General features: G+C 73.9%; 25 protein-coding genes. 9 read left to right on the top strand and 16 right to left on the bottom strand.

The genetic code is table 11. The features are described 5' to 3' along the window. Positions 1-96: 96 nt before the first annotated feature. From AB0C84_RS28385 to AB0C84_RS28395, 3 genes are all read right to left on the bottom strand, one after another. Complete coding sequence (locus AB0C84_RS28385) at positions 97-1,221, bottom strand: D-alanine--D-alanine ligase family protein (RefSeq protein ID WP_338741285.1); 1,125 nt, start codon at positions 1,219-1,221, stop codon at positions 97-99. Between the two features lie 71 nt (positions 1,222-1,292). Continuing rightward, positions 1,293-2,282, bottom strand: coding sequence for an NAD(P)H-dependent glycerol-3-phosphate dehydrogenase (locus tag AB0C84_RS28390; RefSeq protein ID WP_179849280.1), 990 nt, complete (start codon positions 2,280-2,282; stop codon positions 1,293-1,295). 17 nt (positions 2,283-2,299) lie between these two features. After that, positions 2,300-3,208, bottom strand: coding sequence for a lysophospholipid acyltransferase family protein (locus tag AB0C84_RS28395; RefSeq protein WP_361072354.1), 909 nt, complete (start codon positions 3,206-3,208; stop codon positions 2,300-2,302). An 84-nt stretch (positions 3,209-3,292) separates the two neighbouring features. On the opposite strand from AB0C84_RS28395, the gene cofC reads away from it, so the two are divergent. After that, the gene (gene cofC / locus AB0C84_RS28400; RefSeq protein ID WP_361072358.1) at positions 3,293-3,970 is read left to right on the top strand and encodes a 2-phospho-L-lactate guanylyltransferase; all 678 of its coding nucleotides are present in this window, start codon (positions 3,293-3,295) and stop codon (positions 3,968-3,970) included. A gap of 10 nt (positions 3,971-3,980) precedes the next feature. After that, positions 3,981-4,193: a hypothetical protein gene (locus AB0C84_RS28405; RefSeq protein ID WP_179843371.1), complete on the top strand. Its 213-nt coding sequence runs from the start codon at positions 3,981-3,983 to the stop codon at positions 4,191-4,193. 105 nt (positions 4,194-4,298) lie between these two features. Here AB0C84_RS28405 and AB0C84_RS28410 read toward each other — a convergent pair whose 3' ends face one another. From AB0C84_RS28410 to leuC, 4 genes are all read right to left on the bottom strand, one after another. Continuing rightward, positions 4,299-4,577, bottom strand: a complete 279-nt coding sequence (locus tag AB0C84_RS28410) for an HU family DNA-binding protein (protein ID WP_026403810.1) — start codon at positions 4,575-4,577, stop codon at positions 4,299-4,301. 158 nt (positions 4,578-4,735) lie between these two features. After that, complete coding sequence (locus AB0C84_RS28415; protein ID WP_246395863.1) at positions 4,736-4,924, bottom strand: hypothetical protein; 189 nt, start codon at positions 4,922-4,924, stop codon at positions 4,736-4,738. A gap of 203 nt (positions 4,925-5,127) precedes the next feature. Further along, positions 5,128-5,715, bottom strand: a complete 588-nt coding sequence (gene leuD, locus AB0C84_RS28420) for a 3-isopropylmalate dehydratase small subunit (RefSeq protein WP_361072362.1) — start codon at positions 5,713-5,715, stop codon at positions 5,128-5,130. A 9-nt stretch (positions 5,716-5,724) separates the two neighbouring features. Then, positions 5,725-7,176 carry a 3-isopropylmalate dehydratase large subunit gene (leuC, locus tag AB0C84_RS28425; protein ID WP_361072365.1) on the bottom strand — a complete coding sequence of 484 codons (1,452 nt, stop codon included), beginning with the start codon at positions 7,174-7,176 and terminating at the stop codon, positions 5,725-5,727. A 118-nt stretch (positions 7,177-7,294) separates the two neighbouring features. Between leuC and AB0C84_RS28430 the strand changes: the two genes are divergently transcribed. From AB0C84_RS28430 to AB0C84_RS28450, 5 genes are all read left to right on the top strand, one after another. Next, positions 7,295-8,014: an IclR family transcriptional regulator gene (locus tag AB0C84_RS28430; protein ID WP_179843375.1), complete on the top strand. Its 720-nt coding sequence runs from the start codon at positions 7,295-7,297 to the stop codon at positions 8,012-8,014. A 141-nt stretch (positions 8,015-8,155) separates the two neighbouring features. Continuing rightward, positions 8,156-8,812 (top strand): MerR family transcriptional regulator, encoded by a 657-nt coding sequence (locus AB0C84_RS28435; protein ID WP_361072369.1) that lies wholly within the window; start codon positions 8,156-8,158, stop codon positions 8,810-8,812. A 67-nt stretch (positions 8,813-8,879) separates the two neighbouring features. Beyond that, positions 8,880-9,269, top strand: a complete 390-nt coding sequence (locus AB0C84_RS28440; protein ID WP_179843377.1) for a DUF202 domain-containing protein — start codon at positions 8,880-8,882, stop codon at positions 9,267-9,269. Continuing rightward, complete coding sequence (locus AB0C84_RS28445; RefSeq protein ID WP_179843378.1) at positions 9,266-9,568, top strand: DUF202 domain-containing protein; 303 nt, start codon at positions 9,266-9,268, stop codon at positions 9,566-9,568. Before AB0C84_RS28440 ends, AB0C84_RS28445 begins: the two co-directional genes overlap by 4 nt. A gap of 83 nt (positions 9,569-9,651) precedes the next feature. Beyond that, positions 9,652-10,884 (top strand): NAD(P)-binding domain-containing protein, encoded by a 1,233-nt coding sequence (locus tag AB0C84_RS28450; RefSeq protein WP_361072374.1) that lies wholly within the window; start codon positions 9,652-9,654, stop codon positions 10,882-10,884. Here AB0C84_RS28450 and AB0C84_RS28455 read toward each other — a convergent pair. After that, a complete protein-coding gene (locus AB0C84_RS28455) occupies positions 10,881-11,834 on the bottom strand; it encodes a LysR family transcriptional regulator (protein WP_361072377.1) in 954 nt (317 codons plus the stop codon). The two genes, AB0C84_RS28450 and AB0C84_RS28455, sit on opposite strands and share 4 nt — an antisense overlap. Positions 11,835-11,918: 84 nt before the next feature. Between AB0C84_RS28455 and AB0C84_RS28460 the strand changes: the two genes are divergently transcribed. Then, positions 11,919-12,317 carry an NUDIX domain-containing protein gene (locus tag AB0C84_RS28460; RefSeq protein WP_258938485.1) on the top strand — a complete coding sequence of 133 codons (399 nt, stop codon included), beginning with the start codon at positions 11,919-11,921 and terminating at the stop codon, positions 12,315-12,317. A 124-nt stretch (positions 12,318-12,441) separates the two neighbouring features. Further along, a complete protein-coding gene (locus AB0C84_RS28465) occupies positions 12,442-13,557 on the top strand; it encodes a hypothetical protein (RefSeq protein WP_361072380.1) in 1,116 nt (371 codons plus the stop codon). Here the strand turns inward: AB0C84_RS28465 and AB0C84_RS28470 are convergent. Genes AB0C84_RS28470 through AB0C84_RS28505 form a run of 8 tightly spaced genes read right to left on the bottom strand, consistent with a single transcriptional unit; the run spans position 13,554 to position 20,982 of the window. Continuing rightward, the gene (locus tag AB0C84_RS28470) at positions 13,554-14,921 is read right to left on the bottom strand and encodes an NADH-quinone oxidoreductase subunit N (protein WP_361072383.1); all 1,368 of its coding nucleotides are present in this window, start codon (positions 14,919-14,921) and stop codon (positions 13,554-13,556) included. The two genes, AB0C84_RS28465 and AB0C84_RS28470, sit on opposite strands and share 4 nt — an antisense overlap. Then, positions 14,921-16,402 carry an NADH-quinone oxidoreductase subunit M gene (locus AB0C84_RS28475; RefSeq protein ID WP_361072386.1) on the bottom strand — a complete coding sequence of 494 codons (1,482 nt, stop codon included), beginning with the start codon at positions 16,400-16,402 and terminating at the stop codon, positions 14,921-14,923. Before AB0C84_RS28475 ends, AB0C84_RS28470 begins: the two co-directional genes overlap by 1 nt. Positions 16,403-16,406: 4 nt before the next feature. Further along, positions 16,407-18,044 carry a proton-conducting transporter membrane subunit gene (locus tag AB0C84_RS28480; protein ID WP_361072389.1) on the bottom strand — a complete coding sequence of 546 codons (1,638 nt, stop codon included), beginning with the start codon at positions 18,042-18,044 and terminating at the stop codon, positions 16,407-16,409. Between the two features lie 40 nt (positions 18,045-18,084). After that, positions 18,085-18,390, bottom strand: a complete 306-nt coding sequence (nuoK, locus tag AB0C84_RS28485) for an NADH-quinone oxidoreductase subunit NuoK (protein ID WP_179843384.1) — start codon at positions 18,388-18,390, stop codon at positions 18,085-18,087. Then, a complete protein-coding gene (locus AB0C84_RS28490; protein WP_258938480.1) occupies positions 18,387-18,902 on the bottom strand; it encodes an NADH-quinone oxidoreductase subunit J in 516 nt (171 codons plus the stop codon). Before AB0C84_RS28490 ends, nuoK begins: the two co-directional genes overlap by 4 nt. A gap of 10 nt (positions 18,903-18,912) precedes the next feature. Then, a complete protein-coding gene (locus tag AB0C84_RS28495) occupies positions 18,913-19,776 on the bottom strand; it encodes a complex I subunit 1 family protein (protein WP_361072392.1) in 864 nt (287 codons plus the stop codon). Further along, positions 19,769-20,647 carry a hypothetical protein gene (locus AB0C84_RS28500; RefSeq protein WP_361072395.1) on the bottom strand — a complete coding sequence of 293 codons (879 nt, stop codon included), beginning with the start codon at positions 20,645-20,647 and terminating at the stop codon, positions 19,769-19,771. Before AB0C84_RS28500 ends, AB0C84_RS28495 begins: the two co-directional genes overlap by 8 nt. Next, positions 20,638-20,982 carry an NADH-quinone oxidoreductase subunit A gene (locus tag AB0C84_RS28505; protein WP_179843387.1) on the bottom strand — a complete coding sequence of 115 codons (345 nt, stop codon included), beginning with the start codon at positions 20,980-20,982 and terminating at the stop codon, positions 20,638-20,640. The genes AB0C84_RS28500 and AB0C84_RS28505 overlap by 10 nt, the downstream gene beginning before the upstream one ends. Positions 20,983-21,056: the final 74 nt, after the last annotated feature.

The following is a 21,056-nucleotide window of genomic DNA, read 5'->3' on the forward strand; positions in this document are numbered from 1 at the left end:
TGCTGGTGAAGCGTGCAAACTCCACTACGCCCGGAGGTCTTCTTGCTGATCAAACACCTACCGGTCAGGTGTCACCAAGATCATGGCCAAGTACAGCTAGCGCAGCCCCGTCGAGCGCTGGAGCGCCGTCTGGATGAGCCGGTCGACCAGCGCGGGGTAGTCCAGCCCCGTCGCGGCCCACATCTGCGGGAACGCCGACGCCGGGGTGAAGCCCGGCATCGTGTTGATCTCGTTGAGGATCCAGCGGCCGTCGGGCGTGTGGAAGAAGTCGACCCGGGCGAGGCCCTCGCAGTCGAGGGCGTCGAACGCCTGCACGGCGATGCGGCGGACCTCCTCGATCGCCGCGGGCGGCAGGTCCGGCGGCACGGCCATGGTGGTGGAGCCGTCGAGGTACTTCGTCTCGAAGTCGTAGAAGTCGTGCTCGCCCGCCATCAGCACCTCGGCGGGCAGGCTGGCCTCGGCCGGACCGTCGTCCACGCCCTGCAGGACGCCGCACTCGATCTCGCGGCCCTCGATGGCGCCCTCGACGATGACCTTCGGGTCGTGCTCGCGGGCCGTCTCGACCGCGGCCTCCAGGCCGGCCTCGTCGGTGACGCGGGTGATGCCCATGCTGGACCCGGCGCGGGCCGGCTTGACGAACACCGGCGTGCCGTCGGCGAGGCCGAGCTCCCTGATGATCTCGTCGAGCTTGCGCTTGCGCTCGCGCCGCCACTCGCGGTCGCCGACCAGCACGTAGGGACCGACGGGCAGGCCGCGCGCCTGCCAGACGAGCTTCATGAACCCCTTGTCCATGCCGACCGCGCTGGCCAGCACGCCGGCGCCGACGTAGCGGATGCCGGCGAGGTCGAGCAGCCCCTGGATCGTGCCGTCCTCGCCGTAGGGGCCGTGCAGCAGCGGCAGGACCACGTCGACGTCGCCGAGGGTCGCGGGCACCTCGCCCGGCCGGACCACCATCAGGCCGCGGCTGTCGGGGTCGAACGGCAGCGCGAGGACGCCGCCCTCCGCGGTCACCTCCGGGAGCCGGCCGCCCTCGATCGCCAGGCGCAGGTCCGCGGGCGGGAGCACCCAGCGCCCGTCGCGGGCGATGCCGATCGGCACGACCTCGTACCGGTCCCGGTCGATGGCGGCCATGACGGCTCCCGCGGTGACGCAGGAGATCGCGTGCTCTGAGCTGCGCCCGCCGAAGACCACCGCCACGCGGATCCTAGAAACCTGGGACATGACGCCCGACCCTACCGGTGATCAGCACGGGTCGGCCACGAGCGAACCGGGCGCGGTGCGCGGTCATTCCGTCACACCCCGTACCGCTCGGGCTTGGGAGACCGCGAAATCAGCGAGATCGCCGCCTCCTTGATCGGGACGCCGCGGTGCAGCACGTCGGTGACGGCCTCGGTGATGGGCATCTCCACGTTGTGCTTGCGCGCCAGCTCCAGCACCGCCTCGGCCGACTTCACGCCCTCCGCGGTCTGCTTCGTGACGGCGATGACCTCGTCCAGCGTCATGCCGCGGCCGAGGTTCTCGCCGAACGTGCGGTTGCGCGCGAGCGGCGAGACGCAGGAGGCGACGAGGTCGCCCATGCCGGCCAGGCCCGCGAAGGTGTGCTCGTCGGCGCCGAGGGCGGCGCCGAGCCGGGCGATCTCGGCCAGCCCGCGGGTCATCAGCAGCGCCTGGGTGTTGGAGCCGAACCCGAGCCCGACCGACATCCCGACGCACAGGGCGACGACGTTCTTCACCGCGCCGCCCAGCTCGACGCCGATCACGTCCGTGGAGGTGTAGACGCGGAAGTAGGACGTCATGGTGGCGGCCTGCAGGCCGCGCGCGGCGTCCTCGTCCACGCACGCGGCGACGGCGGCGCTGGGCTCGCCGGTGGCGATCTCGCGCGCCACGTTCGGGCCGCTGAACACCGCGACCCGCTCCTCGGGGACGTCGGCGACCTCGCGGATCACCTCCGACATCCGGCGGGTGGTGCCGAGCTCGACGCCCTTCATCAGGCTGACCAGGACGGCCTCGCGCGGCAGCAGCGGGACCCAGCCGCCGAGGTTGTGCCGCAGCGTCTGCGCCGGGACGGCGAGCGCGACGAAGTCGGCGCCGCGCAGGGCCTCCGCCGGGTCCAGGGTCGCGCGGACGGTCTCGGGGAGCGGGACGCCCGGCAGGTAGTCGGCGTTCTCGTGCCGTTCGTTGATGCCCTCGACCACCTCCGGCCGGCGTCCCCACAGGACGACCTCGCCGCCGGCGTCGTGCAGCATCATCGCGAACGTGGTGCCCCAGGAGCCGGAGCCCATCACCGCGGTACGGAAGGTCACGAGTCGGCCGCCTTCGGTTCGGCCGCGCGGGCGGACTCGGGCCCGGACGGTCTGGCCTGCTCGGGGACCGCGCCCCTGGCCGTCTCGGCCGCCTGCTCCTGCGCGGCGCGGCGGCGCTCCTCCAGGACCTTGTGGTGGTCGAAGGGCACTTCCGGGGGCTCCTCGCCGCGCAGCTCGCCGAGCAGGGCGGTGATCGCGGCCATGATGTCGTCGGTGGCGGCGCGCAGGGTGTCGCGGTCCAGCGGGAGCCCCGCGTAGCGCGTCAGGTCGACGGGCGGCCCGGCGATCACCTGCATCCTCTTGCGCGGCAGAGGGTGGACGCCCTTCTTCAGGCTGCCCGCGAGGCCCTTCTGCTCGCCCTTCTTGTACGGCATCAGCTCGTGCGCGCCCCAGCTCGCGACGGGGACGACCTGGGCGCCGGTCTTGAGCGCCATCCGCGCGGCGCCGGTCTGGCCCGTCATGGGCCACAGCTCGGGGTCGCGGGTGCAGCTGCCCTCCGGGTAGAACATCAGGCATTCCCCGTCCAGCAGGGCCTTCTCGGCGTCCCTGAGGGCGAGGGAGGCGTCGGCGCTGTCGCGGTAGACCGGGATCTGGCCGGTACCGCGCAGCACCGCCCCGATGAACCGCACGTCGAACAGCGTGGACTTGGCCAGGTAGACGGGGTAGCGGCCCGACTCGTAGACGAAGTGGGCGAGCGCGAGGGGGTCGGCTTCGGAGATGTGGTTGGCGGCGATGATGACGCCGCCCTTCCTGGGGACGTTGCCCCGGCCGCGCCAGTCGCGCCTGAGCAGCCCGTACAGCAGCGGGCGCAAGATGACGATCGTGAGCGTGCGCCATCCCGGCGAGTAGCGGTGGCCCGGGCGTCCCTCCTGCGAGGGGGCGGCCCCCTGCTTCGGTCCGCTCATCTCGCCCCTCCCTCGATCCGTCCCACAGGTGAACCTGGGGTGTCCTCAAGTGTCGCGGTTGCGTGCGCATAGTGTCGAGTTGCCATGTCTACACCAGCACCCCCCGCGCAAGCGCACGGGACGCCGCCGCTCCGGTGGTCGCTCGTCGTCCCCGTGAAGGTCCTCGCCAGGGCCAAGACCCGCATGTCCGCGGCGGCCGGGCCGCACCGTGAGGCTCTGGCGCTCGCGGTCGCGGCCGACACGGTCGCCGCCGCGCTGCGCTGCGACCGGGTCCGCGACGTGATCGTAGTCACCGACGATCCCCTTCCGGCGGCCGAGCTCGCCGCCCTCGGCGCCCGGATCGTTCCGGACGTTCCGGATGCCGGCCTGAACCCGGCCCTGGTCTACGGCGCCGGCCGCGGCCGCGAGCTGGCCCCCGACGCCGGCGTCGGGGCGCTTTCGGCTGATTTGCCCGCTTTGCGGCCTCTTGAACTCGCGCGCGTCCTGGACGCCGCCGGCGCCGTGCCCGAGGCGTTCGTGCCGGACGCGGCCGGCGTCGGCACGACGCTCTACACGGCCCGCCCGGGCGTCCCGTTCTCCCCCGCGTTCGGAAGCGGCTCGCGGACCGCCCACCGCGCCCGCGGCGCCCGGGAGATCCTGCTGCCCGGCACCGACAGCGTACGCCGCGACGTCGACACACCGGACGACCTCCGCGCGGCGCTCGCCCTGGGCGCCGGTCCCCGCACCACGGCCGTCGCGTCCCGCCTGCCCTCGTTGGCCTAGAGTCTGGGGCATGCAGGGGACGGTGAAGGCGTTCGACGCGGGAACCCGCTCGGGGAGCGTGCTCCTCGACGACGGGACGGAACTGCCCTTCGACGCCGAGGCGTTCGCGGCGGGCGGCCTGCGGCTGCTGCGCTTCGGCCAGCGGGTGAACCTGGCGCTGGACGGCGACCGGGTCTCGGTGGTGACGCTGTCGACCTTCCCGCTGCCCTCCCCGCCCGCCTGAGCGGGGCGCTCCGCACAGACGTCCCGGGCAGGCGCGGCCGGGCCGGGCCCGGGAACGCGTCAGCGCCCGGAACCCTGCGGTCCCGGGCGCTGACGCGGTGAGGCACTACTTCTTGCCGGCCACCAGGTTCTTGAAGTCGGCGCCCGCCTTGAACTTCGGCACGGACGTCGCCGGAACCTCGATGGTCTTGCCCGTTGCGGGGTTGCGGGCCGTGCGGGCAGGCCGGTCGGCCTTCTCGAACGAACCGAACCCGGTGATCGCGACCTTGTCGCCCTTGGCGACGGCGGTCTGGATCGCCTCCAGGATGGCGTCGACGGCCTCGGCTGCGGCCTTCTTGCTGCCCAGCCGGTCAGAGATGGCGTCGACCAGCTCACGCTTGTTCATGGGTTACTCCTCTAGTTCCCCCCTTGCCCGAACGAAACTAAGGGACCACCACCATGGACACAATCACCTGCACGCAAACGATGGCGTGTCGCTGGCGTTTTTGTCGGTCTCGCCCCCGTCTCGCCCGGTGACCGGACCAGATCCGGCCACTGCGCACGCTAACCGACGTCGGGCCCCTCTTGGAAATCGGCGAGGAACGCGTCCAGCCTGCGAGCGGCCAGTTCGGCGTCCCGTTTGGCCAGATCGGTGATCGCCAGCAGGTGCCGGATGAGCCGCTGCCGGTCCTGGGGCGGGAGCGGCGCCACGGCGCGATGAGCGTCACGCAACTGGCGTGCGAGCTGCGTCAACGTCGGATCGTCCCACTCTGGCCCTGTCCACGGGGCCGTGCTCACTTGGAGTCCCCCAACGGTCGGCGTTCGTTGCTCACTAGGGTGATTCTCCCCCGCGCCCATGCCGACCGTCTCGCCCGGGGTACGTTCGGGCGCGCCCGTAGCGCCGGATACCTCCCGATATCCGGCGCCAAGGGCGGTGTGCCGTGGACCTCCGCGGGCTAGACCGTGGTGGGGAGCAGCGCGGTGCGGGCGGCCTCGAAGTCGCCGATCGCTTCGGCGTGGCGCAGCGTGAGGCCGATGTCGTCCAGGCCCTCCATCAGGCGCCAGCGGGTGTAGTCGTCGATCTCGAACGTCGCGGTGTCCGCGCCCCAGCGGACCTCGCGCTCGCCCAGGTCGACGGTGATCTCCAGGGCGGGGTCCTTCTCGACCGCGCTCTGCAGCGCCTCGACCTGCTCGCCCGTGAGGACGACCGGCAGCAGGCCCATCTTCGTGGAGTTGTTGCGGAAGATGTCGCCGAACCGCGGCGCGATCACGACGCGGAAGCCGTACTGCTGCAGCGCCCAGACGGCGTGCTCGCGGGACGATCCGGTGCCGAAGTCGGGCCCGGCCACCAGGATGCCCGCGCCCTCGTAGCGCGGCTGGTTCAGGACGAAGTCCGGGTCCTCGCGCCAGGCGGAGAACAGGCCCTTGTCGAATCCGGTGCGGCTGACCTGCTTGAGCCACACGGCCGGGATGATCTGGTCGGTGTCGACGTTGCTGCGGCGCAGCGGCACCGCGCGCCCGGCGTAGGTGGTGAACGCTTCCATCGTGCTTCCTTAGAGGTCGGCTTCGTTCTGGGGGGACGACCCCCCAGACCCCCCGGCGGCTTCGCCGAGGTCACTGGGCGCGGCCAGGTGGCCGGTGACGGCGGTGGCGGCGGCGACGGCGGGCGACACCAGGTGGGTGCGCCCGCCCGGTCCCTGCCGGCCCTCGAAGTTGCGGTTGGACGTGGAGGCGCTGCGCTCGCCGGGCGTGAGCTTGTCGGGGTTCATCGCCAGGCACATCGAGCAGCCGGCCTCGCGCCACTCGGCGCCGGAGGCGGAGATGACGGCGTCCAGCCCCTCCTCCTCGGCCTGCTTCTTGACCTTCATGGAGCCGGGGACGACCAGCATCCGGACGCCGTCGGCGACCTTGCGGCCCTCCAGCACGCCCGCGACGGCGCGCAGGTCCTCGATGCGCCCGTTGGTGCAGGAGCCGACGAAGACGGTGTCGACCGCGATGTCGCGCAGCGGCGTCCCGGCGGTCAGGCCCATGTACTCCAGGGCGCGCTCGGCGGACTGGCGCTGGGCCGGGTCGTCGTAGGACGCGGGGTCGGGCACGGACCCGCCGAGCGGCAGGCCCTGGCCGGGGTTCGTCCCCCAGGTGACGAACGGGGTCAGCTCGGCCGCGTCGATCACGACCTCCCGGTCGAAGACCGCGTCGTCGTCGGTGCGCAGGGACGTCCAGTACTCGACGGCCCGGTCCCAGTCCTCGCCCTGCGGGGCGTGCGGGCGGCCCTTGAGGTAGGCGAACGTGGTCGCGTCCGGGGCGATCATCCCGGCGCGGGCGCCGGCCTCGATGGACATGTTGCAGACCGTCATGCGGCCCTCCATCGACAGCGACCGGACGGCCTCGCCGCGGTACTCGACGATGTGGCCCTGGCCGCCGCCGGTGCCGATCCGTGCGATGATCGCGAGGATCAGGTCCTTGGCGGTCACGCCCTCGGGCAGCGCGCCCTCGACCGTGACGGCCATCGTCTTCGGCCGGATCTGCGGCAGCGTCTGCGTGGCGAGGACGTGCTCGACCTCGCTGGTGCCGATCCCGAAGGCGAGGGCGCCGAACGCGCCGTGCGTGGAGGTGTGCGAGTCGCCGCACACGACGGTCATGCCCGGCTGGGTCAGGCCCAGCTGCGGGCCGATGACGTGGACGATGCCCTGGCCCTCGTCGCCCATCGGGTGCAGCCGGATCCCGAAGTCGGAGCAGTTCTTGCGCAGCGTCTCGACCTGGGTGCGCGACACCGGGTCGGCGATCGGCTTGAGCAGGTCCGTGGTCGGGACGTTGTGGTCCTCGGTGGCGATCGTCAGGTCGGGGCGGCGGACCTGGCGGCCCGCCATCCGCAGCCCGTCGAACGCCTGCGGGCTGGTGACCTCGTGGACGAGGTGCAGGTCGATGTAGAGGAGGTCGGGCTCGCCCTCGGCGTGCCGTACGACATGAGCGTCGTACACCTTCTCGGCCAGTGTTCGGCCCATCACTCCACCTCACCTGTGCTGGTCGGTCGGCGCTGCGTCGCGCCGTGGTCCCGGTCACCCCGGGCGGTCTCGGCCACCTCGATTTGCATCTCAAATTACGAGACGGCAATATCAATGCATGGACAACTCTAGCGGAGTCGGCGTACTTGACAAAGCGGTGCTCGTGCTGAACGCGCTGGAGGCCGGTCCGGCCTCGCTCGCCCAGCTCGTCCAGACGACGGGGCTGGCCCGCCCCACCGCCCACCGGCTGGCCGTCGCGCTGGAGCACCACCGCCTCGTCCACCGCGACACGCAGGGGCGCTTCATCCTCGGGCCGCGGCTGGCCGAGCTCGCGGTCGCGGCCGGCGAGGACCGGCTGCTCGCGATCGCGCAGCCCGTCCTGGCCCAGCTGCGCGACCACACCGGCGAGAGCGCGTCGCTGTTCCGCCGCCAGGGGGACGTGCGGGTCTGCGTGGCCGCCGCCGAGCGCACCAGCGGCCTGCGCGACACCATCCCGGTCGGCGCGGCGCTGCCGATGACCGCGGGGTCGGCCGCGCAGATCCTGCTCGCCTGGGAGGAGCCCGACCGGCTGCACCGCGGGCTGCGCGGCGCCAAGTTCGAGGCCACGACGCTGGCGTCCGTGCGGCGCCGGGGCTGGGCGCAGAGCGTCGGCGAGCGCGAGCAGGGCGTCGGCTCCGTCTCGGCCCCCATCCGCGGCGCCGCCGGACGGGTGATCGCCGCCGTCTCGGTGTCCGGGCCCCTCGAACGCCTCACCCGCTCCCCCGGGCGCCTGCACGCCGCGCCCGTCGCCGCCGCCGCCGAGAAGATCTCCGAGGGCATGCGCCGCACGGCGTCCTGATCAACGTGCCGGCCGGACGTCCCGGACACGCGGCCTGATCCGGCCGCGGTGCGAATCCCCATAAGCCGGACGGACCTGAGATTGTGCCGGTCTCCGCGCCTCCGACCTCGCTACCGTTGCCTTCGGTCAAGGGGGTGCAACGTGCAGATCTCCGAGCTCAGCGACCGCAGCGGGCTGACGGTCCAGACGATCAAGTTCTACATCCGGGAGGGCCTGCTGCCGAAGGGCTCGGCGGTGAGCGCCACGCGCTCGGAGTACGACGGGCGGCACCTGGATCGGCTCCGGCTGATCAGCGCGCTGCGCGAGGTGGGCGACATGTCGATCTCGGCGATCCAGGAGATCATCGAGGCCGTCGAGGACGACGGGGTCGGCATGCACGAGCTGTTCGCCACCACCCAGCACGCGGTCGGCCCGCACGTCGCCGCACCGCACGACCCGCACTGGCGGGCCGCCCGCGAGGACGTCGACGCCATCGTCCGCGAGCTCGGCTGGCGGGTCGGCGACCGCGCCCCCGCCCGCGACCTGCTGGCGCACGGGTTCGTGGCGCTGCGCCGGCTCGGCTTCCCGATCACCCTCAAGGACCTGCGCCCCTACGTGAAGGCCGCCGCCGAGGTCGCCGAGCACGAGATCGGACGGGTCGCCGAGGGCGCCCCGCGGGCCCGGACCGTCCATTCGCTGCTGGTCTCGACCATCCTCTACGAGCAGGTCCTCACGTCCCTGCACCGGCTGGCGCAGGAGGACGCCTCGGCGCGCCGGTTCGCCGCGCCCGACCCGTCCCACCAGGCATTTCCGGGATAGACGGTCGGAATTGCCATTCACGCCCCCGTTTTAGGGCTTTCACTTTCTTCGCCTAATATGAAAGGCGATGACCGCGACAACGCCTCCGGGCTCCTCCGGCGGCAGGTGGACCGACCGCCTGCTCGCCGAGGGCGACGACCCCGATCCGCGCTTCTCCATGGCCAACGAGCGCACGTTCCTGGCCTGGATCCGCACGGCGCTGGCGCTGATCGCGGGCGGCATCGGCCTCGCCCTGGCCCGCGACCTGATCGACTCGCCGCTGCGGCAGGTGCTCGCGGTCGGCTTCGCCGCGGGCGGCGCCCTCGTCGCGGTGCTGGCGTTCCGCCGGTGGCTGCGCACCGAGCGCGCCCTGCGCCGCTCCGAGACGCTGCCGCCGCCCGCGCTGGCCCCGGTCATCTCCTACGGGCTGGCGGGCGCCGCGATCGTCCTGCTGGTGGCGCTGCTGGTCACCCGGTGAAACTCCGGGACCCGGGCGCGCAGCCGGAGCGGACGGCGCTGGCGTGGTCGCGCACCACCCTGGCCCTGATCGGCGCGGGGCTGCTGTGCGTGCGGCTCGCCCCCTCGGCTCCGGGCACCGTCCTCGCGGCGGCGGTCGTGTGCGGCGGGGCCGCGCTGATGCTGCGCCGAACCCGCAGGAGCTTCCACGCACGGCGCGCCCTGCCCTCCGGAGCGGGCGCGGCCGACCCGGTCTCCATCATGATCACGACCGGTCTGGCGATGCTGCTGGCGGGAGTCGCCGCCGTCCTCGCCTTCTGATCGAGGCATGCGTGCCACGCATGACTGGCGTGCGAAGTCTTCGCTGGTGGCATGAGTGCTGAGCGTCTAGCGTCGGTCGCGCCATGACACGAATCGCCTTTCTCGGACTGGGACGCATGGGCGTCCCGATGGCCCGGCGCCTCGCCGCCGCCGGGCACGACCTGACCGTATGGAACCGCACGCCCTCCCGGGCCGCGCCGCTCGCGGAGGCGGGCGCCGCCGTCCGCGGCACGCCCGCCGAGGCGGCCCGGGACCGCGAGCTGGTCGTCACGATGCTCACCGACGCGGCCGCCGTCGAGGCCGTGCTGCTCGGCCCGGACGGCGCCGCCGCGGCCCTGCCGCCCGGCGCCGTGGTCGCCGACATGTCGACGATCGGCCCGGACGCCGTCCACCGCGTCCGGAGCCGGCTCCCCGAGGGGATCGGGTACGTCGACGCGCCGGTCTCCGGCAGCCTCCCGCAGGCGGAGGCGGGCGAGCTGGTGATCCTCGCCGGCGCCGAGCCGGACGATCTCGCCCGCTGCGCCGGCGCCCTCGCCGTCCTCGGGGAGGTCCGGCACGTCGGGCCGCCCGGCTCGGGCGCCTCGCTCAAGCTGGTCGTGAACAGCGCGCTCGTCGGGAACTTCGCCGTTCTCGGCGAGGCGCTGGCCCTGGCCGACCGGCTGGGCGTCGACCCGGGCCTCGCCCTGGACGCGCTCGGGCGCACCAGCCCTCAGGCCCGCCGCCTCAAGGAGCACACCGGCGGCGACGCGCCGCGCTTCACGCTCGCTCTGGCGGCCAAGGACCTCGGCCTCGCCCTGGACGGCTCCCCGCTCGCGGGCGTCCTGCCCGCCGTGCGGGCCCGGACGGACGCCGCGCTAGCCGCCGGGCTCGGCGGCCACGACCTCGTCTCCCTCACCGACCACATCAGGAGGACCCCGCCCATGCGCGTGACGCTCGGCAACCCCGGCACCGTCCCGGCTCCGCCCAACCCGGCCTACTCCCACACCGCCTACGTGACGCAGGGCCCGATGCTGTACGTGTCGGGGCAGATCGCCCTCGGCGAGGACGGCGCGGTCGACAAGCCCGGCGACATGACCCGCCAGTCGGAGGTGATCATGTCGCTGCTGGAGCGGATCCTCGCCGCGCACGGGGCCGGGTTCGGGGACGTGGTCAACATCCGGACGTTCGTCACCGATCTGGACCGGCTGCGCGAGTACGGCGACGTCCGCAGGCGGTACTTCACGGGCCCGCCGCCGACCAGCACGACCGTCGAGGTGTCCCGGCTCTTCCACCCCGACGCCCTGCTGGAGGTGGAGATCGTCGCGGCCGTCCCCTAGGGCCGGTGCTCCCCGCCCTCGGGGCGCGGCGGCTCTGCCCCGGGGGCGAGCTCGGCGGCCACCTCCCGCAGGTCCGCGAGGAACGCGGTGACGGGCGGGGACCTGCGCGCGTGCCGGCCCACCGCCGCGTAGACGGCGCGGCGGGGCCGGCCGGACGCCACGGCGCGCAGCACGACGCCGTCCCGCGCCATGGCGGAGGCCGCCAGCGCCGGGACGAGCGTGACGCCGAACCCCTCGGCGACCAGCCCCAGCTTGGAGATCCACTCGGCGACCCGCAGCGGTGTGCGCGGCACGAACCCGGCCGCCTCGCAGCGGGCGTGGAGCGCCGCGATCGCCGCCGGGTCGTCGGCCACGATCCACGGCTCGTCCGCCAGTTCCCCGAGCGGGACGCGCTCGCGCGCGGCGAGCCGGTGGCCGGACGGCAGCGCGACGAGCAGCGCGTCGTCCAGCAGGGCCACCAGGCCGTCGGCGGCGATCGAGGGGACCTTGTGCGTGCTGACCAGCGCGATGTCGAGGTCGCCCGCCTCCAGCATCGGCAGCAGGCGCTCGGTCGTGCCCTCGCGCAGCAGCGGCAGGACGCCCGGGTGCCGGGCCCGGAACCGGGCGAGCGCGCGCGGGACGAGCACGGCGTTGGCGGTGGCGAACGCGCCGAGCCGCAGGGTCCCGGTGTCGAGCCGGCGCAGCCCGTCGAGGGCGCGGGCGGTGTCGGCGAGCCGGTCGAGGAGGGCGCGCGCGTGCGGGAGCAGGTACTCCCCGGCGGGCGTCGGCCGCACGCCGCGGGCGCCGCGCGCGAACAGCTCCACCCCGCAGACGTCCTCCAGCGTCGCGACCTGCCGGGAGACGGCCGACTGCGTGTAGCCCTCCGCGGCCGCCGCGGCGGTGAAGGAGCCCAGGTCGGCGACGGCGACGAAGGTCCGCAGCAGGACGGGGTCGAGGGCTTCGGCGCGCACCCCCGGAGCATACGGCCACCGGCCGGCGACGGTCCGCCGCCCGCGGCCGCGCGCCGCGGGGCGCCCTGGAGGACAATGGCCGTCGTGGAAGATCTTGACGTGGTCGCGTGGATCCAGGTGTCGGACGGCCGGATGCTCGCCGTCCGGTCCCGTGGCCGCGACCTGCTGTACCTGCCCGGCGGGAAACGGGAGCCTGGCGAGGACGACTGGTCGGCCCTGTCCCGGGAGGTCCGCGAAGAGCTGGATCTGGAGCTGGACCGGACGTCCTTCCGGGAACTGGGCGTGATCCGGGCCCCGGCCCACGACCAGCCCGACTTCGCCCACGTCCGCATGGCCTGCTTCACCGCCGCCTACCGGGGCGCGATGGCGGCGGCCGGCGAGGTGGACGAGTACGTCTACGTCGGGCGCGGCGACCGGCACCTGCTCGCCCCGGCCGCGCAGGCCGCCCTCGACCTCGCCGAGCGGCACGGCATGCTCGCCTGATCGACCTTCGGACCCCGCGCCCGGCGACTTTGGTCTGCGCGGGCGTGGTCCGGTGGCCGCTGCCCGGGCACGGCCGCCCCCGGAAGGCTCGGTGGCGGGCGGCCCGACCAGCGAGGAGCAGACCTTGTCACAGACGGAACCCATGGCGCGGATCAGCCGCAGGACCGTGCTCGCCGGCACGGCGGCGGCCGCCGTGTCCGGGGCGGCGATGATCGCCTGCGACGCGATGACCGGCACCGCGTCGGCCGCGCCCGTCCGGGGGCGGCCGCTGCCGCAGCACGGCGTCAACTACGACACCGAACGCGAGGTGTGGAAGCCCGCGTACGTGCGGCGCGAGATCCGGGCGATCCGCCGCGACCTGCACTGCAACGCGATCATCCTGCTCGGCTCCGACCTCGGGCGCCTCATGCTCGCGGCCCGCTGCGCGGCGCGGGAGGGCATGTTCGTGTGGTTCGAGGCCCGCCGGTTCGACAGGGACGCGCGGACGACGCTGAGGTTCCTCACCGCCGTCGCCAGGGCGGCCGAGGGGCTCCGCCGCACCCACCCGGGCGTCGGCATCTCGGTGGGGTGCGAGTTGACGATCTTCATGGACGGGCTGGTGCCCGGCGGGGACTGGCGGGAGCGCGCGGGCAACCTCGGGACCCCGGCGGGCGAGGGCTACAACGAGCGGCTGAACGCGTTCCTCGCACGGGCGCTCAAGACCGTCCGGCCATTGTTCGGAGGCCGTCTCACCTACACCTCGGGCGTCTGGGAGGAGGTCGCCTGGCGCGGCTTCGACGTCGTGGGCGTCGACCTGTACCGGGACGAGACGAACGAGGCGACCTACGTCCAGGACGTCCGGGCCCTGCACCGGTTCGGCAAGCCCGTCGTCATCACCGAGTTCGGATGCTGCACCTACCGGGGCGCGGACAGGCGCGGAGGCGACGGGTTCGACATCGTCGACTGGTCGCAGGACCCGCCCGTCATCCCGCCGGGCTACGTCCGCGACGAGGGGGCGCAGGCCCGCTACATCTCCGAGCTGCTGGACGTGTACGAGGCCGAGGGCGTGTACGGCGCGTTCGTCTACGACTTCATCGAGCCCGACGGCCCCTACTCCCCCGATCCCGCCAGGGACCTCGACATGGCCGGGTTCTCCCTGGTCAAGGTGCTGCCGCCCGAGACGGGCCGCGGCTACGAGCGGACCGGCCACTTCGAGCCGAAGCTCGCCTTCCGCACCCTCGCCCAGCGCTACGCCCCCTAGGCGGTGAGGGCGGCGCCTCCGGCTATGCCGAGGGCCAGGGAGAGCAGCGCGGCGGCGGCGGCGATCGCGGTGGCGCCGCGCGCCGGGGGCGGCGGGACGGACGGCCGCCGGAACAGCGGGACGATCCAGCGCAGGTAGTAGAAGACGCTGGCGACCGTGTTCACGGCGGCCACCGCCGCGAGCCATGCGTGGCCGCCGTCCAGCGCGGCACCGAACATCAGGACCTTCCCGACGAACACGGCGGTCGGCGGCGTCCCGACGAAGCCGAGCAGGCAGACGACGAGGGACAGGCCGAGGAGCGGGGAGGCGCGCAGCAGGCCGGCGTATCCGGCCAGGTCGTCGCGGCCGGCAGCGACCACGACCGCGAAGGCGCCGAGGTTCGTCACCGCGTAGGCGGCGACGAAGTACAGCAGCGCGGGACGGGCCAGGTCGGTGCGTCCCGCCATCGCGACCGGGACGAGCAGGTAGCCCGCCTGGCTCACGGTCGAGTACGCCAGCAGGCGCCGGACGTTGTCCTGCCCGAACGCGGCGAGGTTGCCGAGCGTCATCGTCGCCGCCGCGATCACGGCGAGCAGGACGGGCCAGCCGTCCGGGGAGATCTCCGCGCCGAAGCGGTAGAGGGCGGCGAACGCGCCGATCTTGGGGACCGTGGTGACGTACGCGGCGATCGCGGGCGGGGCTCCCTCGGTCACGTCCGGCACCCAGTAGTGGCCCGGGACGGCGCCCGCCTTGAACAGCAGCCCGGCCAGGAGCGCGACGAGGCCCACCGCGACGGCCGCCGGGGGCGCGCCGGCGAGCCCGGTCCGCAGCACCGGGTAGGCGGTGCCGCGTCCCACGCCGGACAGCAGCGTCACGCCGCCGAGCATGAACACGCCCAGCAGCGCGCCCATCAGGTAGTACTTCAGCGCCGCCTCGGTCCCGGGCGCGTCCTTGCCGAACCCGGCGAGGGCGTAGGCGGGGACGCTCGCCAGCAGGTACGCGGCGACGAGGACCAGCAGGTCGGACGAGGCGCCGAGCATGATCGTCCCGAGCGCGGACAGCAGGATCAGGACGTGGTGCTCGCTCTCCCTCGGATGGCCCCGGACCGGCCCGGCCGCCAGGAGGACGACGGCGAGCGTCGAGCCGAGCACGGTGATCCGGGTGACGTGCGTGATCGCGTCGACGGAGAAGGCGTCGAACGCCATCAGGCCGGGGTGGGCCGCCGCGGCCCCCGCGAAGGCCAGGCCCGCGACGAGCCCGGCCGAGCAGGCCGCCGGGGCCGGCCACTGCCTCGCGCGAGGCAGGAACATCCCCGCCACCAGCCCGGCCACGGCGGCGGCCAGCACGCACAGTTCGGGGGCGAGGTCGGCGGGGTTCTCGTTCATCAGCGGCCCACCAGCGCGACGACGGCCGCCGACAGCGGCTCGATCGTGTCGAGCAGCACGCGCGGCGCGACCCCGATGACCAGCGACAGGGCCAGCAGCGGGACGAGCGCGGCCAGTTCGGGGCGGCGCACGTCGGTGACGAGCGGGGTCAGCTCCCCGGGCGGCCCGAGCACGGCGCGGTGCAGGACGCGCAGGAACAGCGCGGCCGTGACGATGATGCCGAGGACGGCCAGCGCGCCGGTGACCGCCGTCGCCGCCGTGCCGCTCCCGATCGTCCCGGCGAAGATCTGGAACTCGGCGACGAATCCGGACAGGCCCGGCAGCCCGAGCGAGGCGAACGCGGCCACCGCGGTCAGCGCGGCGAAGACGGGCGCGCCGCGCGCGATCCCGCCGAACCGCCCGAGGTCGTAGCTGCCGGCCCGGTCGTACAGGACGCCGCACAGCAGGAACAGCGCGCCGGTGACGAGGCCATGGCTGACCATCTGCGTGACCGCGCCGGCCACGGCGAGCCGCCGCGCGTCGGCGTCGCCGGTGGCGTATCCGGCCGCGCCCAGCGCGAGGACGATGTAGCCCATGTGGTTGACCGACGTGTAGGCGACCAGGCGCTTGACGTCGTCCTGCGCCAGCGCGACCAGCGCCCCGTACAGGACGCCGGCCAGCCCGACGATCAGGAACACCAGGGCGTGGCGGCGCCAGGCGTCGGGCAGCATCGGCATCGCGATCCGGACGAGGCCATAGGTGCCCATCTTCAGCATGACCCCGGCGAGGATCGCCGACCCGGCGGCGGGCGCGTCGGTGTGGGCGGGCGGCAGCCAGGTGTGGAACGGCACGACCGGCGTCTTGATGCCGAGGCCGATCCCGACGGCGAGGAGCGTCAGCCCCGCCGGGCCGCCGCTCAGCGGCGGGGTCCGGGTCAGCTCGACCATGTCGAACGTGTGGGGGTCGGCGCCGAGATAGAGGCCGATGAATCCGAGCAGCAGGACGAGCGATCCGAGGAACGTGTAGAGGAAGAACTGGAGCGCCGACCTCGTCCGGTCGCCGTGCCCCCACAGCAGGATCACGAAGTACATGCCGACGATCGACAGGTCGAAGAAGACGAAGAACAGCAGCAGGTCGAGAGCCGCGAACAGGCCCAGGCAGACGGTCTCCAGGAAGAGGAACAGGATCGCGAAGGCCCGCACCCGGTGGGTCTGCCGCAGCGAGTACACGGCGCACGCGGCGAACAGGACGGCGGTCAGGGCCAGCAGCGGCAGCGACAGGCCGTCCACGCCGACGTGGTAGCCGGCTCGGACGGACGGGATCCACCGCACGTTCGTCTCGTACGCGACGCCGCCGCCGGTGCCGTGCGCCGCCCACATCCCGGTGACGAGCGCGAGGTCCAGGACGCAGGCGCCGATCCACGTCCAGGGGACCGCGCGGCGCGGGACGGCGGGCAGCGCGAGCGCCACCGCCAGCGGGAGGAAGATCACCAGATTCAGCATCGGCTCACCCGGCCAGGACCGCGACGACGACGAGCACCGCGAGCACCACCGCGGCCTGGGCGTAGTACAGGTGGACCTGTCCGGTCTGCGGGCGCCGCGCCAGGGCGCCCAGCGCGCGCGCCGCGCGTCCGACCGCGGCGACGAGGCCGTCCACCCGGAACTCCACGCGGCGCCCGGCCAGACCGGCGACCGCCAGGCCGCCGCGCGCGACGCGCTTCACCGCGCCGTCGACCACCCGGTCGTCGAACCGGGCCAGCGCCCGCGCGGTGGCGAACGCCGGGCGGACGACCACGGCTGAGGCGGCGTCCTCCAGCCAGAGCCAGTGCAGCGCCCACGCGGGCTCGGGGATCCGCCGGACGACCATGACCGCGCCGACCGTGAGCAGGGCGAGGGCACCGGAGAGCGCGACCGTCCACGGTCCGGGTCCGCTCTCGTCCGGCACGCCGAGCAGCCGCCGCCAGGCGTCCGCGACCGGGGGGAGGCCGAGCACCCCGAGCACGGCCGCCGCGAAGGCCAGCGGGACCAGCGGCGCCGACTGCGCGAACGGCACCCGGAGCACCCCGCCTCCGCCCATCGGACGGAACGCGGCGAGCAACACCTTCGCGGCATAGGCGGCCGACAGGACGGACGCCGCGAACCCCACCACGAGGAGGGCCGGCGAGCCGCCGACACCCGCGAGGATCTCGTCCTTGGTGACCCACAACGACAGCGGAGGGGCACCGGCCAGCGCGAGCGCGCCCACTCCGAACGCCGCGCCGACCGTCCGGTGGCGTCGCGCCGCACCCTGCAACGCGTCCAGCCGCTTCGTCCCGAGGACGCCCAGCCACACGCCCGCGCAGAGGAACAGCAGGCTCTTCACCGCGGCGTGGGCGACGAGGTGCGCCGTCCCACCGGCCGGCGCGCCGGTGCCGGCTCCGAGCACCATGAACCCGATCTGCGCGCACGTGGACGCGGCGAGAAGCTGCTTGAGGTCGCGCTGAGCGAGCGCGACGGCGCCCAGGACCAGCGCGGTCACCGCCCCGGCCCAGGCCGCGAGCGTGGCGGCCCAGCCCGTCGCGGCCAGCAGCGGATGCACGCGTATCAGCAGGTACGCGCCCGCGGCGACCATCGTGGCCGAGTGCAGGAGCGCCGACACCGGGCTCGGGCCGTCCATGGCGCGCGACAGCCAGAACGAGAACGGGAGCTGCGCCGACTTCCCCAGTGCCGACACCACGAGTCCGGCGGCGATCAGGTCCCGCCAGGGCGCGCCGGCCGCGGCGAGGTCGTCCAGCCGGAGGGAGTGGGCCCCGGCGACCGCGAAGCCCGCCGCCGCGTAGAGGCCCATGTCGGCGGCCCGGGTCGTCAGGAAGGCGACGCCCGCCGACCGGACCCGCCGTGCGTCCCACCACTCGTAGCCGATGAGCGCCCACGACATCGCGCCCATGACCTCCCAGCCCATCAGCAGCAGGACCAGATCGGTCGCCGTCACCGTGACGGCCATCGCCGCCGCGAACAGGAGCATCAGGCCGAAGAAGCGAGCGCCGTACCCCTCCCCCGCCGCGAAGACGAGGACCGCCGCCAGGACGGTGCCGAGCGTCACGAGCAGGACGGCGGACAACCCGTCCACCGCGAGGCCGCCCGGCCACCCGGGAAGGAACGTCATCCGCGCGCTCCCCGCGCGCGGACGTCCCCGCTCGCCGCGCTCATCCCCTGAGGTCCCCCGCGTCGTCGGTCATGTCCACGTCGCGGGCCCGGAACAGGGCGGTGACGACGGCGAACCCCATCGCCATCTCCAGCGCCATCACCGTGATCGCGACGAGGACGAGCACCTGCCCGTCCGCCCTGCCGGGCGACACCCAGAACCAGAACGCGGCCCCGGCGACCACGATCCCGTTGATCATGAGTTCGAGGCCCATCATCAGCATCACGATCGACTGCTGCGACAGCGCCCCGAACAGGCCCACGCAGAACAGCGCGGCGGCGAGCAGCAGGAACCCCTCCAGCGTCATCGCGTCCCGTCCCCGCCGTCGTAGCGGCCCCGGTGCGCGGCCAGCACCACCGTCGCGATCATGGTGGCCAGGATGGCGACGCCGATCACCATCATGACCAGCATCTTCGGCCCCATGATCGCCTCGCCGAGCGCCACCGTGGGGTCGCGCGGCGGGCGCCCCGCGCGCCGCGGCCACGGGACGGTGAACACCCCGGCGGCCAGCGCGGCGAAGGCGGCCCCGGAGACGGCGAGGGCGCCGCGCCTGTTGTGCAGCATCGTCATCGGCATCAGCCCGGCCGGGTTCATCATGTACATGACCATGAAGACGGCCATCACCAGCATCTCCATGATCATCATGAGGACGATCAGGACGCCGAGGTAGTGCAGGTCGATCAGGAGCAGCTCGCCGCCGACGCACAGGAACGAGGCCAGCAGCGCGAACGTCGCCCGCGCCATGGAGTCCACGACGAACACCGCGACGCCCGCCCCGACCGCGGCTACGGCCAGCACCCAGAACGCGACGGCCTCCACTGCCCCCTCCTCACACCACGACGATCGCGACGACGAGCGCCTGCAGGACCGAGGCCGGGATCAGGACCGTCCACGCCACGGTCATGGCACGGTCCATGCGCAGCACCGGCAGGCGCCGGCGCGTCCAGACCAGCAGCGCCAGGACGGCGCACGTCTTCAGCAGCGACCACAGCCATGCCGGCAGCAGCGGACCCGCGCCGCCGCCGAGGAACAGCGGGACGGCGACGGCCGAGGCCGCCGCCAGCAGCCCGTAGCGCCCCGCCAGGAACACGAGGCGGTCAGGACCGGACAGTTCGAGCAGGACGCCCCCGGCAAGGTCATCGCTTACGGGATGGTCGAACGGCCCCCAGAACGCCATCGCCGCCGCCGAGACCAGGTAGACGGCGAACGCGACCGGCATCCAGACCGCGAACCACAGACCCTCCTGCGCGTGCCCGATGGCGCGCAGGTCGAGCGAGTGCGCGGCGAGCGCGGCGGTGACGAGCGCGAACATGTGCGGGAGCTCGTAGGCGAGCCCCTGCGCGAGGAACCGGTACCCGCCGACCAGCCCGAACGCCGAGTTGACGCCCCAGCCCGCGAGCCACACCGACCCCCAGGCGACGACCTCCATCGCGTTGAACCAGACGACGCCGACCCGCGTCCCGACCGCGACGCGGTCGCCGAACGGCACCACGAGCGCCGCCAGCGCCGCCGCCACCGGCAGCGACACGACCCCGATCCTGGTGAGCAGCACGTCCGCCCTGGCCGTGACGCGCCGCTGCGTCGTCAGCAGCCGCGCGGCCTCGCGGAACGGCTCGGCCGGACGCCCGGCGAGCGCGCCGCCGAACGACGCCGCCGCCACCGCGAGGGCGCCGAGGACCAGCACCTCAACCATCGCCGACCGCCCCGAGGTCGGGGTCCAGGCTCGCGACGATCAGCCTGGCCCGGGCCAGTTCCGCCCCGCTGAGGAGCGCCGGCAGGACGGCGGCCGTCTCGTCCCAGGTCTCGCGCGGCCGGACGGGCCGTCCCTCCAGGGCCGCGCCGATGTCGCGGAGCCGCTCGTCCAGCCGCTCCTTCACGAAGCCCCGCGTCATCCACCCCAGCGCGCGCGACCTCCCGACCATCCGGGCGAACGAGGCGAACCGCCGCATCAGCGCGTCGTCGGCGGGACCGTCCAGGGCGTCGTCGCGCAGTACGGCGGCGCGCTCCCCGGCTGCTTCCCATCCCGCCACGTGCAGCAGCCGGGAGAGGCCGTCCAGGCGGGACGCGGCCTGGCGGTCCTCCGTCCAGAACGTCCCACCGCCGGTGTCGACGGCGGTGACCTCGGCTTCCTGGACGACGTCGCCCTGCAACGTCAGATCGACCCGCAACCCCGCCGGCCAGTACGACAGCACGGGCCCCAGCGGCACATGCAGGACGTCCAACTTCAGGCCGTCCCGGTCGTCGGCCCGGTCGGCCATGTCCGCGTCCAGGTCGAGGGCGGGACGCGGACCTCCGGCGACGCCCTCCAGGTCCGAGGCGGAGACGCGCACCCGGGGCTCCGGCATGTCCCGCCAGACCACGTCGACGGCCCCGGCCAGCGCGGGCCCGGGGTTCCCGCACACCACGAGCATCCCGGTCTCCGCGGGCGACAGGGCGGGACGCCACCGGCGGCCCCGCATCGCGCGCTCGACCGCGAGCCGGTCGCTCGTCCCGTCCGCCGCCGAGACGACGAACGGGCGCCGCGCGGCGAACCGTCCCAGACCCGCGGAACGCCTCAGACCCACCGGAACACCCCCTCCCGCCACGCGTAGAGGACGCCGACCAGCAGCAACGCCAGGAAGGTGAACATCTCCACGACCGCCTTGACGCCGATCGACGCGACGACGAGCGCCCACGGGAACATGAAGACCATTTCCATGTCGAAGGCCAGGAAGACCATCGACACCGTGTACCAGCGCACGTGGTACCGCGACACCGCGTGCTCGGCCGGGCGCGCCCCCGACAGGAACGGCCCGCTCTCGAACCCGCGCGGCGCCACCGCCGCCGACACCGCGTAGACCCCGGCGACCAGGGCGGCCACCAGCCCGAGTACCGACAGGACGGCGGCGAACGGCGGCATTGCCCCTCCGGGGTATGGGTGACGCTCTAGTCGCCCTCTACCTGATCAGGTCCCCGGCGAAACATCGCCCCGCG

The organism is Actinomadura sp. NPDC048955, from assembly GCF_040649435.1.
GTDB lineage: Bacteria > Actinomycetota > Actinomycetes > Streptosporangiales > Streptosporangiaceae > Spirillospora > Spirillospora luteofluorescens.

Coding starts and splice junctions, on each gene's coding strand:
- cofC (WP_361072358.1), top strand. CDS start 3,293: ATGTCTACACCAGCACCCCCCGCGCAAGCGCACGGGACGCCGCCGCTC.
- AB0C84_RS28395 (WP_361072354.1), bottom strand. CDS start 3,208: ATGAGCGGACCGAAGCAGGGGGCCGCCCCCTCGCAGGAGGGACGCCCG.
- AB0C84_RS28430 (WP_179843375.1), top strand. CDS start 7,295: ATGGACAACTCTAGCGGAGTCGGCGTACTTGACAAAGCGGTGCTCGTG.
- AB0C84_RS28390 (WP_179849280.1), bottom strand. CDS start 2,282: ATGGGCTCCGGCTCCTGGGGCACCACGTTCGCGATGATGCTGCACGAC.
- AB0C84_RS28410 (WP_026403810.1), bottom strand. CDS start 4,577: ATGAACAAGCGTGAGCTGGTCGACGCCATCTCTGACCGGCTGGGCAGC.
- AB0C84_RS28495 (WP_361072392.1), bottom strand. CDS start 19,776: ATGGTTGAGGTGCTGGTCCTCGGCGCCCTCGCGGTGGCGGCGGCGTCG.
- AB0C84_RS28480 (WP_361072389.1), bottom strand. CDS start 18,044: ATGACGTTCCTTCCCGGGTGGCCGGGCGGCCTCGCGGTGGACGGGTTG.
- AB0C84_RS28440 (WP_179843377.1), top strand. CDS start 8,880: ATGACCGCGACAACGCCTCCGGGCTCCTCCGGCGGCAGGTGGACCGAC.
- AB0C84_RS28475 (WP_361072386.1), bottom strand. CDS start 16,402: ATGCTGAATCTGGTGATCTTCCTCCCGCTGGCGGTGGCGCTCGCGCTG.
- leuD (WP_361072362.1), bottom strand. CDS start 5,715: ATGGAAGCGTTCACCACCTACGCCGGGCGCGCGGTGCCGCTGCGCCGC.
- AB0C84_RS28505 (WP_179843387.1), bottom strand. CDS start 20,982: ATGCCGCCGTTCGCCGCCGTCCTGTCGGTACTCGGGCTGGTGGCCGCC.
- AB0C84_RS28405 (WP_179843371.1), top strand. CDS start 3,981: ATGCAGGGGACGGTGAAGGCGTTCGACGCGGGAACCCGCTCGGGGAGC.
- nuoK (WP_179843384.1), bottom strand. CDS start 18,390: ATGACGCTGGAGGGGTTCCTGCTGCTCGCCGCCGCGCTGTTCTGCGTG.
- AB0C84_RS28470 (WP_361072383.1), bottom strand. CDS start 14,921: ATGAACGAGAACCCCGCCGACCTCGCCCCCGAACTGTGCGTGCTGGCC.
- AB0C84_RS28450 (WP_361072374.1), top strand. CDS start 9,652: ATGACACGAATCGCCTTTCTCGGACTGGGACGCATGGGCGTCCCGATG.
- leuC (WP_361072365.1), bottom strand. CDS start 7,176: ATGGGCCGAACACTGGCCGAGAAGGTGTACGACGCTCATGTCGTACGG.
- AB0C84_RS28385 (WP_338741285.1), bottom strand. CDS start 1,221: ATGTCCCAGGTTTCTAGGATCCGCGTGGCGGTGGTCTTCGGCGGGCGC.